At 24.6% G+C, this 14266-nt stretch carries 15 protein-coding genes; 2 read left to right on the plus strand and 13 right to left on the minus strand.

Translation table 11 applies throughout. The features are described 5' to 3' along the window. Positions 1-85 precede the first annotated feature (85 nt). On the plus strand, positions 86-793 hold the full coding sequence (lipB, locus tag H0H41_RS01435) for a lipoyl(octanoyl) transferase LipB (protein WP_185872464.1): 708 nt from the start codon (positions 86-88) through the stop codon (positions 791-793). A 27-nt stretch (positions 794-820) separates the two neighbouring features. On the opposite strand, the gene mtaB is transcribed toward lipB, so the two are convergent. The 10 genes from mtaB to H0H41_RS01485 all read right to left on the minus strand — a co-directional run bounded on the left by mtaB (position 821) and on the right by H0H41_RS01485 (position 11535). After that, the gene (mtaB, locus tag H0H41_RS01440; protein WP_185872465.1) at positions 821-2146 is read right to left on the minus strand and encodes a tRNA (N(6)-L-threonylcarbamoyladenosine(37)-C(2))-methylthiotransferase MtaB; all 1326 of its coding nucleotides are present in this window, start codon (positions 2144-2146) and stop codon (positions 821-823) included. Between the two features lie 93 nt (positions 2147-2239). After that, the gene (locus tag H0H41_RS01445) at positions 2240-2869 is read right to left on the minus strand and encodes a peroxiredoxin (RefSeq protein WP_185872466.1); all 630 of its coding nucleotides are present in this window, start codon (positions 2867-2869) and stop codon (positions 2240-2242) included. A gap of 60 nt (positions 2870-2929) precedes the next feature. Continuing rightward, positions 2930-4801 (minus strand): DNA primase, encoded by a 1872-nt coding sequence (dnaG, locus tag H0H41_RS01450; RefSeq protein WP_185872467.1) that lies wholly within the window; start codon positions 4799-4801, stop codon positions 2930-2932. Beyond that, positions 4791-5453, minus strand: a complete 663-nt coding sequence (gene rpe, locus H0H41_RS01455) for a ribulose-phosphate 3-epimerase (RefSeq protein WP_185872468.1) — start codon at positions 5451-5453, stop codon at positions 4791-4793. The genes dnaG and rpe overlap by 11 nt, the downstream gene beginning before the upstream one ends. 18 nt (positions 5454-5471) lie before the next feature. After that, positions 5472-6269, minus strand: a complete 798-nt coding sequence (locus H0H41_RS01460) for an enoyl-ACP reductase FabI (protein WP_185872469.1) — start codon at positions 6267-6269, stop codon at positions 5472-5474. A 24-nt stretch (positions 6270-6293) separates the two neighbouring features. Next, positions 6294-7556, minus strand: a complete 1263-nt coding sequence (gene metK / locus H0H41_RS01465; RefSeq protein ID WP_185872470.1) for a methionine adenosyltransferase — start codon at positions 7554-7556, stop codon at positions 6294-6296. 44 nt (positions 7557-7600) lie between these two features. Beyond that, the gene (locus H0H41_RS01470) at positions 7601-8674 is read right to left on the minus strand and encodes a bifunctional 3-deoxy-7-phosphoheptulonate synthase/chorismate mutase type II (RefSeq protein WP_185872471.1); all 1074 of its coding nucleotides are present in this window, start codon (positions 8672-8674) and stop codon (positions 7601-7603) included. A 15-nt stretch (positions 8675-8689) separates the two neighbouring features. Next, complete coding sequence (locus tag H0H41_RS01475; protein WP_185872472.1) at positions 8690-9538, minus strand: prephenate dehydrogenase; 849 nt, start codon at positions 9536-9538, stop codon at positions 8690-8692. Then, entirely contained in the window at positions 9535-10692 is a 1158-nt protein-coding gene (locus H0H41_RS01480; protein ID WP_185872473.1) for a pyridoxal phosphate-dependent aminotransferase, read from the minus strand. The genes H0H41_RS01475 and H0H41_RS01480 overlap by 4 nt, the downstream gene beginning before the upstream one ends. A gap of 6 nt (positions 10693-10698) precedes the next feature. Further along, positions 10699-11535 carry a prephenate dehydratase gene (locus tag H0H41_RS01485; protein WP_185872474.1) on the minus strand — a complete coding sequence of 279 codons (837 nt, stop codon included), beginning with the start codon at positions 11533-11535 and terminating at the stop codon, positions 10699-10701. 241 nt (positions 11536-11776) lie between these two features. On the opposite strand from H0H41_RS01485, the gene H0H41_RS01490 reads away from it, so the two are divergent. Further along, positions 11777-13105, plus strand: coding sequence for an Nramp family divalent metal transporter (locus H0H41_RS01490; RefSeq protein WP_185872475.1), 1329 nt, complete (start codon positions 11777-11779; stop codon positions 13103-13105). A 15-nt stretch (positions 13106-13120) separates the two neighbouring features. On the opposite strand, the gene rplI is transcribed toward H0H41_RS01490, so the two are convergent. Genes rplI through rpsF form a run of 3 tightly spaced genes read right to left on the minus strand, consistent with a single transcriptional unit; the run spans position 13121 to position 14250 of the window. Then, positions 13121-13573 (minus strand): 50S ribosomal protein L9, encoded by a 453-nt coding sequence (gene rplI / locus H0H41_RS01495; RefSeq protein WP_185872476.1) that lies wholly within the window; start codon positions 13571-13573, stop codon positions 13121-13123. 7 nt (positions 13574-13580) lie between these two features. Continuing rightward, the gene (rpsR, locus tag H0H41_RS01500) at positions 13581-13889 is read right to left on the minus strand and encodes a 30S ribosomal protein S18 (RefSeq protein ID WP_185872477.1); all 309 of its coding nucleotides are present in this window, start codon (positions 13887-13889) and stop codon (positions 13581-13583) included. A 16-nt stretch (positions 13890-13905) separates the two neighbouring features. After that, positions 13906-14250 carry a 30S ribosomal protein S6 gene (rpsF, locus tag H0H41_RS01505; protein WP_185871962.1) on the minus strand — a complete coding sequence of 115 codons (345 nt, stop codon included), beginning with the start codon at positions 14248-14250 and terminating at the stop codon, positions 13906-13908. Between the last annotated feature and the right edge of the window lie 16 nt (positions 14251-14266).

A 14266-nucleotide genomic window follows, 5' to 3' on the forward strand; every position in this document is an offset into this window, starting at 1 on the left:
TGTATCAAAAATACCAAAAATGAATAAAATGAAGGTATATTTGTTTTTTTTTACATTATATTCCTTTTCTTAAAAAGAATAAACTATGACAAAAAAAATACTTTTTTTCGAAGATTTAGGAAAAAAAGAATATAAAGAAACTTGGAAATATCAGAAAAAATTATTTAATGATATTATTCAAAAAAAAGTAAATAATATTTTTTCTAAAAAAGCCGGATATTTTCTATTTGTAGAACACCATCATGTATATACTATAGGTAAAAATGGAAAAAAAGATAATCATTTGTTGGTTACATCAGATTTTTTAAAAAAAATAAATGCAACTTTTTATCAAACAGACCGAGGAGGAGATATAACTTACCATGGACCTGGACAATTGATAGGATATCCTATTTTAAATATGGATTATTTTTTTACGGATATACATAAATATCTTCGTCTTTTAGAAGAAGTTATTATCCATTTTTTGTGGAAAAATTATAAAATGAAAGGAGAACGAAAAAAAGGAAATACAGGAGTATGGTTTCATAATAAAAATGGAAAATCGAGAAAAATATGTGCGATAGGAATTAGAATGAGTCGTTGGGTTACTATGCACGGATTTTCTTTAAATATAAATACAGATTTACGGTATTTTGATTATATTATTCCTTGTGGAATTTATAATCAAGAAGTAACTTCTTTAAAAAAAGAATTAAAAAAAAATGATATATCTTTTCAAGAAGTAAAAAATATGGTAAAAAAATCTTTTCAAGAAATTTTTGAAGTAAAATTCATTTCTATGAAAAAATAGCTCATAAGCTCATAGTATATGAATAATTTATTTTATAGGTTCTGCTATCATAATTCCATCTTTATCTATTTTTTTTATAATTACATCTTGTAATGTATTAATATAAAATAAATTATATGAATTCAATGGAATCTTAATTCTAATATAATTTTCTGTATATCCATATATATATTTTTTATTTTTAGAATTTTTTTCAAATAAAACAGTTTTTTTTGTGTTAATTTGCCTGTTGCAAAAAAAACGATATTTTTTATTCGAAAGATTTCTCAAAATTTTATTACGTTGACATTGTATTTTTTTAGATACATGTTCCTGTATCAAAATAGATTTTGTATTCTCTCTAGGAGAATAGGTAAATATGTGTAAAGATGAAATTTCTAATTTTTTCAAAAAATGATAAGTTTCCAAAAAATGTTTATGTGTTTCTCCAGGAAAACCAACAATAACATCTGAACCTATATAAGCATCTGGTATGAAACTTCGTATTTTTTTTACTTTTTCTTGATAAATTTCTCGTTTATAACGTCTATGCATTTTTCCCAAAATATCGTTGCTACCAGATTGTAAAGGAATATGAAAATGAGGAACGAAATGTTTACTATTAGAAAAAAATTCAATATATTCATTTTTTAATAAATTAGGTTCTATAGAAGATAAACGTATTCTACCTTTTTCTGGTATTTTATCTATAGCTTGTATTAAATCAAAAAATGTATACAAACGACGATTTGTTCCATGTATTTTACCATAATCCCCAATATTAATACCTGTTAAAACTATTTCTTTCACACCGTTACTAAAAATAAACTTAATATTTTTTAATATATTTTCTATACTATCAGAACGAGAGGCTCCTCTTGCCATAGGAATAATGCAATAACTACATTTATAATCACATCCATCCTGTATTTTTAAAAAAGAACGAGTTCTATTTCCGATAGAGAACGATGGAAAATAAGTATTATTTGTCTTTATCTTGGAAAGAATTTTTGGATAAGATTTTTTTAAATATTTTATATTAATATAATCTATTATTTTAAATTTTTCATTATAACTTAAAACTAAATCTACTCCGACGATAGAAGAAACTTTTTTATAATTCAATTGAGCATAACATCCTATTGCTATAATAAAAGCTTGTGAATTTTGATTTATAGCAGAACGTACAATGCGATTAAACTCTAATTCTGCATTTTTTGTAACAGAACAACTATTAATTATATAAATATCTGCATAATTTTTGAAAGAAACATGTTGATAATATAAATTAGAAAATTTTCTTGCTATAGTAGAGGTCTCTGCATAATTTAATTTACAACCAATTGTATAAAATGCTACTTTTTTTTTTACCATTTATATTATATCCTAATTATATCCTATTATTTTAGGATCAGATAGATAATATTTAATATGAATATTCAATCTGATCCACTTTTTGATAATTTGTTAAGATGAAAAATAATCTATAATTCCACTATTACTAGCTTTCATAGATTTTTTTCCTTTATTCCAATTTGCAGGACAAACTTCTCCACTTATTTCATAATGTTGAATAGAATCTATCATACGAATAGCTTCATGTACATTTCTACCTAAAGGAAAATCATTAATTAAAATATGTCGTATAATACCTTCTTTATCTATTAAAAATAATCCTCTGTAAGCAATAAGTTCTCCCGTAGCCTTTAATCCTTCATTTTGATTACAAATCCAATCTCCAGATAAAACTCCATAATTATAAGATATAGTTTTATTACTATCAGAAACAATAGGGTAAGTTACACCATATATTCCACCTTTTTCTTTTGGAATCTGTAACCAAGCCCAATGAGATTGTTCTGTATCTGTAGATACAGCAATAATTTGTACATTTCTAATGTCAAAATCCTTTATTTTTTCTTGAAATGCATAAATTTCTGTTGGGCATACAAAAGTAAAATCTTTAGGATAGAAAAAAAGTAAAATATATTTTCTACCAAAAAATTGTTCTAAAGTAAAATTTTGTACAATATCTTTTCCATTTAATACCGCACTAGATGTAAAATTAGGGGCTTTTTTTGAAATTAATGTCTTCATTTTTCAAAAGTTTATATGAACGAATTTACCAAAAAAATTTGTATGGAAAAAAATAAAAAATTACACATATCTATGTAACTTTTTATATAGTTCATTTTTTATTTTTGTTAAAGATATAATTTTTTGTAGAAAAAATTTTCTATCATGATTTTTTTTTATATGATAATGAATCATTTCTTTTTTTATTAATTTTGAAATATATAAAGATCTATATATTAATAATATATCTATTACATATTGATAAATATGATCTTCGTTATAAAAAACTTTTATTCCTTTTTTATCCCATTTAGATAATGAATAAAATTTTTTATTTTCTTTATCATCAAATTCTATTTTATTCCACTTTAAAGTGTCTTTTTTGTTATGTTGTAAACAAATTTTATGAAAAATTTCTTGATTCTTATTTAAAGAAAAACGTAAATTCCAACATTTGAAAGCATGCAATATCTCTTCTAAAATTGTTGTACTGTATTTTTCTTTTTTTATTATTTTATTTCCATAATTTAAAATCAATTGAATTAATTTTTCTTCAATAATAAGAATAGTACTTTTTTTATCCTGAAAAACTTGATATTTTTGATAATTTTGATATTTATGAATTTTTTTTCCATTTTTTTTACTTATTTTTTCCAATTCATGAATTAGAATTTCTTGTCGAATTTGTAGAATTTTTGATGCTTCTTGTAAGTATAATTCTTTTTGAAGAATATTAGATATTTTTGAAATACTATTCAAAATGTTTAAAATAAAAAATGATTTTTTAATGGGATCCTCTTGATGAAATTTACCATATATTTTTTTTTTAAAAGAAACAAAATTATAAATATTTTTTGATAAAAAGTCTTTTAATTGAGATATAGAATACTTTTTAGAGATAGAATCTGGATCTTCTCCTTTAGAAATAAATAATATACGTAAATTCATTCCTTGTTCCAATATCATATTAATTACCCTTAAAGAAGCTTTAATTCCAGAACGATCTCCATCATAAAAAAGAATTATATTTTTTGTAAATTTTTTGATCAAAAGTATTTGATCAACAGTAAGTGAAATTCCAGAAGAAGATACCACATTTTTTATACCAGATTGATGTAAGGAAAGAACATCTGTATATCCTTCCACTAAATAACAAAGATTCTCTTTTAGGATATTTTTTTTAGCTTGGAATAATCCATATAAAATTTTACTTTTTTGAAAAATATCACTTTCTGATGAATTGATATATTTGGTAGAATAACATGAAGAAGAATAACTAGAATCAATATTTCTTCCACCAAAACCTATCACTCTTCCTGATAAATTATGTATTGGAAACATCACACGTTGACGAAAACAATCAAAGAAATTATTACAATATTTTTTTTTAGAAATAGTAAAACCAGATTTTTTTAAATCCCGTATTTGAAATCCTTTTTCTAAGGCTTTTTTCGTAAAAAAACTCCAAGAAAGAGGGGCATAACCTAACTCAAATTTATGAATGATTTTCATATTAAAACCTCTTTTTTGAATTAAATAATTGAATCCATTTTTCTGTCCCTCTTTAGTAAAAAACAATTGATTTATGAAAAATTTTTTTGCATAATCCTGTATCAGGTACAATTTTTCATGTTTTTCATGATTAATTTTATAGAATTTTTCTATATAATCAATTTTAATATTATATTTTTTAGCAAGATAATTTAATGATTCTACATAAGTAAAATGTTCATGTTCCATAAGAAAAGTAATAATATTACCACCTTTTCCAGAACTAAAATCTTTCCATATTTTTTTTATAGGTGAAACTATAAAAGAAGGAGTTCTCTCATGAGAGAATGGACTAAGTCCTCTATAATTTAATCCACTTTTTTTTAACTCTACAAAATCTCCAATAATATCTTCTATGCAAGAAATAGAAAGGATTTTTTTAATAGTTTCTTTAGAAATCATTATTACAAAATTTCATTCTACGAATAATTTTTTTAGGATTAGAATTAGAAAAAATAGTACTTCCTGATACCAATATATCTGCTCCATTTTTAAATAATAAAGAAGCATTTTCTAAATTAATTCCTCCATCTACTTCTATGAGAGCAGAAGAATTTTTTTTTAAGATCAAATCTTTAGTATCTTCTAATTTTTGAAATGTTTGTCTAATAAACTTTTGCCCACTAGAACCTGGATTAACACTCATTAATAAAACAAAATCTATATCTTTAATAAGATCTTTTAAAAGAAAAATTGGAGTATGTGGATTAACAGCTATACCTACCTTCATACCATATTTTTTAATAGAAAAAATAGTTTTATTTAAGTGAATGCAAGCTTCATAATGTATATGTAAATGATCAGCTCCACAATCTTTATATTGTTCAATATATCGTTCTGGTTGTAATATCATTAAATGAACATCAATAGGTTTATTTGCATATTTTTTTACATATTTCGTAAATAATGATCCAAAAGAAATATTAGATACAAAAGAGGAATCCATAATATCAATATGGAACCAATCTGCTTCACTTTCATTTAACATTTCTATTTCACGATATAAAAAAGCTAAATTTGATGCAAGCAAGGATGGAGCTATAATTTTTTTCATATTAGAAATTTTATAAAATTATAGTATAGATTCACTAATTCCAGTAGTAGAAAACCCTCCATCATGATACAAATTTTGCATTGTTACTTTTCTTGTTAAATCTGAAAAAAGTGTAATTATATAATTAGCACAATCTTGTGCAGAAGCATTTCCTAATGGAGACATTTTTTCGGAAAAAATAAAAAATTTATGAAACCCTTCTATGGATTTTGCGGATCTAGTAATACTAGGAGACTGTGATACAGTATTAACTCTTACCTTTTCCTTTATACCCCAATAATAACCAAAATTACGTGTAATACTTTCTAAATAAGATTTATAATCAGACATATCTCCATAAAATGGAAAACTTCGTTGAGAAGCAATATATGTTAGAGCAACAATAGAACCCCACTTATTCATCGCTTTTTTTTTCCAAGCAGTTTGCATTATCTTATGATAAGATACAGCTGATATTTCCCATCCTTTTCTTAAAAATTCATAATTTATAGATGTATAAGTTAATTTTTTTCGTATATTCATAGACATAGCGATAGAATGTAATAAAAAATCTATTTTTCCTCCAAAAAAATCTAATGTTTTTTCAAATAAAATATTAAGATCTTCTATAGAAGTAGCATCTGCCGGAATCACCATAGATTTAGTTTTATTAGATAACTCATGAATTTTACCAATTCTTAAAGAAGTTGGAGTATTAGTTAATACAAAAGATGCTTTTTCTTCATAAGCACGTTCTGCAACCTTCCAAGCAATAGAATTTTCATCTAATGCTCCAAATATAATTCCTTTTTTCCCTTTCAATAAATTGTAAGACATATATAATCAATTAAATAAAAATATCTATTTTTTTAATTTTATATTAAAAATGTCCTGTATAATAGTTAAATAATCTAACTTTTCCCACGTAAAAAGTTCTACTTCTTGTTTTTTTTTATTTCCTTCTATATCTAAAAAAGATTTAGAGACTTTCTTTGGAGTTTTTCCCATATGTCCATATACAGATGTTTCTTCATACATTGGTTGACGTAATTTTAATCTTTGTTCTATAGCATAAGGACATAAATCAAAAATTTTATTTATATTAAATGCAATTTTTTCATTATCAATCTTTGATTTTCCATATGTATTTACAAAAATACCAATTGGTTCTGAAATTCCTGCAGCATAAGAAATTTGTATCAATAATTCATCTGAAATTCCTGCAGCAACAATATTTTTAGCTATATGTCTAGCAGCATATGCTCCAGATCTATCCATTTTTGATGGGTCTTTTCCAGAAAAAGCTCCTCCTCCATGAGATCCTCTTCCTCCATAAGTATCTACTATAATCTTTCTTCCTGTTAATCCTGTATCTCCATGAGGACCTCCAATGACAAACTTTCCTGTAGAATTAATATAATATTTTGTTTTATTTGTAAATAATTTTTTTATATTTTTTAATTTTGTATTATTTTTTACTCTTGGAATTAAAATATTAATAACATCCTTAACGATACGCTTTTGCATTTTTTCTTTTGTATCAAATTCATCATGCTGAGTTGAAATAACAATAGCGTGAACATGCATTGGAACATTTTTTTCTGAATATTCTAAAGTTACTTGGGATTTTGCATCTGGACGTAAATAAGTCATTTTTTCTCCTTCTTTTCGAATCAAAGAAAGTTCCCTTAATATATAATGTGATATCTCCAATGTTAAAGGCATATAATTTTCCGTTTCTTTCACAGCATAACCAAAAACAATTCCTTGATCTCCAGCTCCTTGATATTCTTTTTTGGATTGTATAATACCATCAAATAAATCTAAAGATTGTTCTTGAATAGAAGAAATAATTCCACAAGAATCTGCATTAAATCTATATTCATTTTTAGTATATCCTATTTTTCTAAGTATATCACGTGATATTTTTTGAACATTAACCCAAATTTTAGAATTTACTTCTCCAGATAATATAATTTGTCCCGTGGTCACTAAAGTTTCTATAGCTACTTTTGCATTTGGATCATACGCTAAAAAATGATCTAATATAGAGTCCGATATTTGGTCTGAAATTTTATCAGGATGACCTTCTGAAACAGATTCGCTGGTAAATAAATAAGCCATTTTTTTAGTGACTAAGCTATTAAAATTATTAAAATTTTAATAAATTACCTAATTTTATTTTGAATTTTAATAGATTCTTGATGTAAAAGTTGAAAAATACCTTCAAGAAATTCTTCAGAAAGGCCTAAACTTTTTCCTAAAAAAATGGATTTTTCCATAATATTTTTCCATCTATTTGGTTGAATAATAGCTATATCTGATGATTTTTTTAAAGATCCTAATTTTTTAGAAATATTCATTCTTTCTGCTAAAATCGTAATAATATTTTCATCTAGTTCATCAATTATAATTCTTAAAGAATCTAAATCTATTTTATTTTTTTGATCACATTTTTTAACATATGTTAATTTTTTCAACATTTTTAAAAGCTTTTCCGGAGTAATTTGTTGTTGAGAATCACTCCAAGCATGATCAGGATTACAATGAGTTTCTATCATCAATCCTTCATATTGAAAATGATAAGCTTTTTGTGCTATATCAAAGATTCCTTCTTTATTACCACAAATATGTGAAGGATCACATATGATAGGTATTCTAGGAAGAATTTTCCTAAAATTTAATAAAATATTCCAATTAGGTTGATTACGATATTTAGGATTTTTATAAGTATAAAATCCACGATGAATCACTCCTAATTTTCTAATTCCTTTATTAAATAAACGTTCTAAAGCTCCTATCCATAATTCTATATCAGGATGAATTGGATTTTTCACCAAAATAATTTTATTATTTTCTCCTTCTAAAGCATCCGCTATTTTTTGAATAGTAAAAGGACTAGCTGTACTTCTAGCACCTATCCAAAGAACATCTATTTCGAAAGAAATAGCAAGTTTTACGTGTTCTTCATTAGCTACTTCTGTAGCTATCATAAATTCCGTATTTTTTTTTACTTTATGAAGCCATTCAAGTCCTTTTTTTCCAATTCCTTCAAAATTATTTGGTTTTGTTCTAGGTTTCCATATTCCTGCCCGAAATATTTGAACATAGGAAGAATTTAATCTATTAGCTGTTTCTAATATTTGTTGTTCACTTTCTGCACTGCAAGGACCAGATATAATTAAAGGTTTTTTTAATTTATCAATCCATGATCTATCTATATTATTATTCAATTTTTCCATCACAATACATTTAATTTACACATATTTTTTATCTTTTATATTGTTCGCATTTTTCATAAATTGATCTATTTTATGAAATTTTTTATTAATTAAATAATTACGAAATATTTCTAAATGATCAATATAAAAATCTATAGCTTCAATCATATTATTTCTATTAGAAATAAAAATAGGTAACCACGTTTCAGGTTTACTTTTCGCTAAACGTGTGGTTGAATCTAATCCACTTCCCATCATATTATTAAAAATTTGTTTTTCATTTTTAAATTTTTTTAAAACTGTACTAGCTAAAGCGAAGGAAACTACATGAGGTAAATGAGATATATAAGCAATATATAAATCATGTTCTTTAGAGGTCATATAAATCATTCGCATTTTCATAATAGAAAAGATTTTTTTGGCAATATATATTGCTCCTGGATCACTCAATTCAGAATCACAAATAATACATTTTTTTTTATAAAAAAGATCAGAATTAGCCGAAATAGGTCCAGAATTTTCTATTCCTGCAATAGGATGTGTTGCTACAAATCGACTTCTTTTTGGATGAGAAAAAACCCTATTACAAATATCATATTTGGTAGATCCAGTATCTAAAATTACTGTATCATTACTTATTTTATTAAGTAAAATTGGAAGTATTTTTTCTATTCCATCTACAGGTATAGATAAAATAATGACGGAAGATTGCATAATGAGATCTTGTAAAGGAATTATTTCATCTACAATTCCAAGTTTAACAGCATAAAAAGCATTTTCTTGATTCAAGTCTGTTCCTATAAATTTATCTCCAAAATTTGATTTTCTCAATCCTAAACCAATAGATCCACCTATTAAACCTAATCCTATAATTCCAATATTCATGAAAAAATTCTATTTTTTGCTTGTTTTAAAATTTCTACTGGACAACACATAGAAAATCTGACATATCCTTTTCCATTTTTTCCGAAAATACTACCAGGTGTAATAAATATGTGATATTTTTTGAGAAATTCATCAGACCATATATGATCATTTTTTTCCCCATCGATTATTTTTGCCCAAACAAATATTCCAGAACTTTCTTTTGTATATCTTAAATTAAGATAATCACATATTTTCCATATTATTTTTCTACGTTTAATATATTCTATATTAAGGTTATCAAACCATTTTAAATCATATTTCATCGCTTCTATAGCTCCAATTTGTATCGGATAATACATTCCAGAATCCATTTGACTTTTTACTTTTAGTATATTATTAATAAATTCTTTTTTTCCTATTATCATTCCAACACGCCATCCTGGCATATTATAACTTTTACTTAAAGAATTCAATTCTAAAGCTATATCTTTAGCTTCTTTTATATTAAAAATACTTAAAGGACGTTCATTATTCAATATAAAACTATAAGGATTATCATGAACGAGTAAAATACGGTTTTTTTTCGCAAAAAAAACAATTTCTTCCAACTTATTCAAAGTAATTTTTGCACCAGTAGGCATATGGGGATAATTAATCCACATAATCTTTACTTTCGTAATATTTTTCATTTTTTCTAAAAAATGAATATTGGGAATCCAATTTTCATCTTCACAAAGATTATAATAAATAATTTTTGCTTCTAAAAGATTAGATACAGATGAATAAGTAGGATATCCAGGATTTGGTATTAATACTTTATCACCTTTATCTAAATAAGACATACTTATATGCATAATTCCTTCTTTAGACCCCATTAATGGCAAAATCTCATTTGTAGAATCTACATTTACTTTATATACTTTTCTATACCAATTAGAAATTGCATCACGTAATTTTTCTATTCCAATATAACTTTGATAAGTATTCGCATATTTAAGTTCTGACGCCTTTTTCATTTTATGAATAACGCTTTTTGGCGGAAGTAAATCTGGATTACCAATTCCTAAATTAATGATTTTTTCGCCTTTTTTTTTCAGATTATTAATTTTCTTCATTTTTTCGGAAAAAAAGTATTCCGATACTGTATGCATTTTTTTTGCTACTAAAATCATTAGTCTTTAAGATTGAATTCTACCATTTTTATATTCTCCCATAATAGATAATTTATGAATACAAGGTATTTTTTGAATTTGTTTTTTCATCTTTTCATAAGATTTTATATTATTGAATATAATATCTACATAAAAGGAATACTCCCAAGGTCTTTGAATTATAGGAATAGATTGTATTTTAGTCATATTTATTCCAAGATTCGATATAATATTCAATACTTGAGACAAACTACCAGTAGTATGTAATATTTTAAACCTTAATGAAGCTTTATTAAAAGAATCATTTTCTTGTTTTTTACAATTTTTAATAATAAAAAATCTAGTAAAATTCCTTGTAATAGTCTGTATATTATTGGAAATGATTTCTAATCCATATTCTTTAGCAGCATTTTCAGATGCTATAGCAGCTATTCCTTTTTTTTTATATATAGAAATATATTTAGCAGCAGCAGCTGTATCTGAATATTCAGATATTTTTATAGAAGGATGTGCATATATAAATAATTCACATTGTAAAATAGCCATAGGATGAGAATAAATCTCTTTAATATCTCCTATATTTTGTCCTGGATAAGCCATCAAATGATGTTGTATAGGAACATATATTTCTCCTACTATTTTCAAATTATATTCAGATAAAAGACTGTAATTAGTTAATATTGTACCCGCTATGGTATTTTCTATAGCCATTACACCAATATCTACATTAGATTTTGCAACAGAAAAAGCTAATTCTCTAAAAGAAGAACACTCCATTAAGTTATAATTACATCCTTCAAAATATATGGAAACGGCTGCATGATGAAAACATCCTTTAACCCCTTGTATAGCTATTTTTTTCATGAAACTAAAGAAAGATTGAATTACTTGTAAAAGACGAAAGTTTCATTATCAATCAAGCGGAAAAATTTGAAACAAATATAATGAATTATTATATTTTATGCAATTTATTCTTTGAATTAAAAAAATAAAAATATTACATAAACATTAATTTTAATCAAAAATGAATTAATCACAAAAAAAGATTAAAACAGTTAACTTTATATTTTCATGTTCTACTATCTACTATTACTTATTATTTATTATGCAAAAAAAAAAATATTCTACAGGATGGAGAAATGAAAATAATACCCCTTCCCTTTCGGAAGTTTTTTCTTCCGTTTATGTTCCTAAAAAAAAAGGAATATGGAGAAAATTTTTTGCTTTTACTGGTCCAGGATTATTAATTGCTGTAGGATATATGGATCCAGGAAATTGGGCAACAGATATAGCTGGAGGTTCTAAATTTGGTTATATGCTTTTATCTGTTATTTTTATATCAAATTTTTTTGCCATTATTTTACAACATTTAGCTTTAAAATTAGGAATTGTTTGTGAAAGAGATTTAGCACAAGCTTGCAGAGATCATTATCCAAAATTTATTAATTTTATATTATGGATTTTATGTGAAATAGCCATTTCTGCTTGTGATTTAGCAGAAATTATTGGTTCTGTATTAGCCTTAAAACTACTTTTTGGAATTCCTATTACATGGGGTGTATTAATTACAGTTATTGATGTTTTTATCATTTTATTTTTTCAATATAAAGGTTTTAGATATATTGAAAGTGTGGTTGCCGCTTTAATATTTACTATTTTAATTTGTTTTAGTTTTGAAATAATTAGTTCTAAACCAGAAATTTTTTCTATATTAAAAGGTATTATTCCCAATATAGAAATAATTAAAAACTCGCATTCTTTTTATATATCCATAGGAATATTAGGTGCTACAGTAATGCCTCATAATTTATACCTTCATTCAAGCATTATACAAACTAGAGATTATCCACGTACTTTTGAAGGGAAAAAAATGGCGATAAAATATGCAACCATAGATAGTACCTTATCTTTATCCTTAGCATTTTTTATTAATGCAGCTATATTAATTATATCTGCATCTACTTTTCACAAAACAGGGCATACAGATGTAAAAGATATAATGGATGCACACAAACTTTTAACTCCTATACTTGGTAAATTATCTGGAGTTTTTTTTGCATTAGCTCTACTTGCATCTGGACAAAATTCTACATTAACTGGAACTTTAGCTGGACAAATAGTAATGGAAGGATTTATTAGTTTAAAATTTAAACCTTGGATAAGAAGATTAATAACAAGACTTATAGCTATTGTTCCAGCGATGATTGCTGCTATTGTTTATGGAGAAAAAGGAACATCTGAATTATTAATAATTAGTCAAATAATTTTATCAATACAATTAAGTTTTGCTATTATACCATTAGTTTGTTTCACCGGAGATTATAAAAAAATGGGACCATTTGTAAATGGACCTATTATAAAAATATCAGCTTGGTTTATTACTATCATAATTATAGTACTAAATTTATTTTTAATATATGACATTTTACTTTAATTAAAATTGAATTTTTTAAGAAGAAGATAATACTTCGAAAGTTAATGAAAATTCGCGTTTGTGATGCAATCGGATACTTACTTTATGTTTTCCTATTGTTTTAATAACTTTATTTCCAGGAATTCTAATAAATTTTTTATCTATAGAAATTCCTTCTTCATTTAATATTTTCATAATTTTTTGATTATTAATAGAACCAAAAAGTTTTCCTCCTTTTCCCACTTTAACTGGTATTTTAATAGTTAATTTTCTTAATTTATTTTCTATCTCTTTTGATTTTTCAATTAAAAAACTTTCCTTTTTAGATCTTTGCGTCAAAATTTCACGAATATTTTTTATAATTCCAGGTAATGCTAAAATAGCATATCCCTTAGGGATTAAATAATTTCTAGCATAACCAGGTTTTACATCCAACTCATCATATTGAAAACCTAAGTTTTCTACATCTTTTTTTAAAAGTATTTTCATTTTTATCTTATCTTAAATCATCTGTAACAAAAGGTAATAATCCAATATGCCTACATCTCTTAATAGATGCATTTAATTTATTTTGATTTTTTTGTAAAGTACCTGTAATACGACGTGGTAAAATTTTTCCTTGTGCATTTAAAAATTTAATTAAAAATGTAGGATCTTTATAATCTATATATTTAATATTTCTTTTTTCAAAATAACAATATTTTTTTTCTACTTTTGTTTCTATTTTAATAGGAGATAAATATCTTAAATCACTATCTCCTACCTGTTTTTGTTTTGTATTTTTCTGGGTTTCCTCTAATAACATATAATAACATAATTAATTATTCATCTTTTTTTAATAATTTTTTTCTCCTTATTTTTGCATATTCTATTCCATATTTATTTAATTTTATAGTTAAAAAACGTAAAATACGTTCATCTTGTTTTAATTTTAATTCTAAATCATCTATTAAATTAGATGGAAATAAAAATTCAAATAAATGATAACAACCACTTTGTTTCTTATGAATAGGATAAGCTAATTTTTTTAATCCCCAATGCTCCTGATAAACAATTTTTCCTTTTTTTTGAATAATATAATTTTCATATTCTTGAATTGTTTCTTTTGCTTGATCATCAGATAATATAGGAGTAATTATCATGATATTTTCATATTGTTTAAGCATTAAATTCTTTTTACTA

The sequence above is a fragment of the Blattabacterium cuenoti genome (genome assembly GCF_014252255.1).
Classification (GTDB): Bacteria; Bacteroidota; Bacteroidia; order Flavobacteriales; family Blattabacteriaceae; genus Blattabacterium; species Blattabacterium cuenoti_J.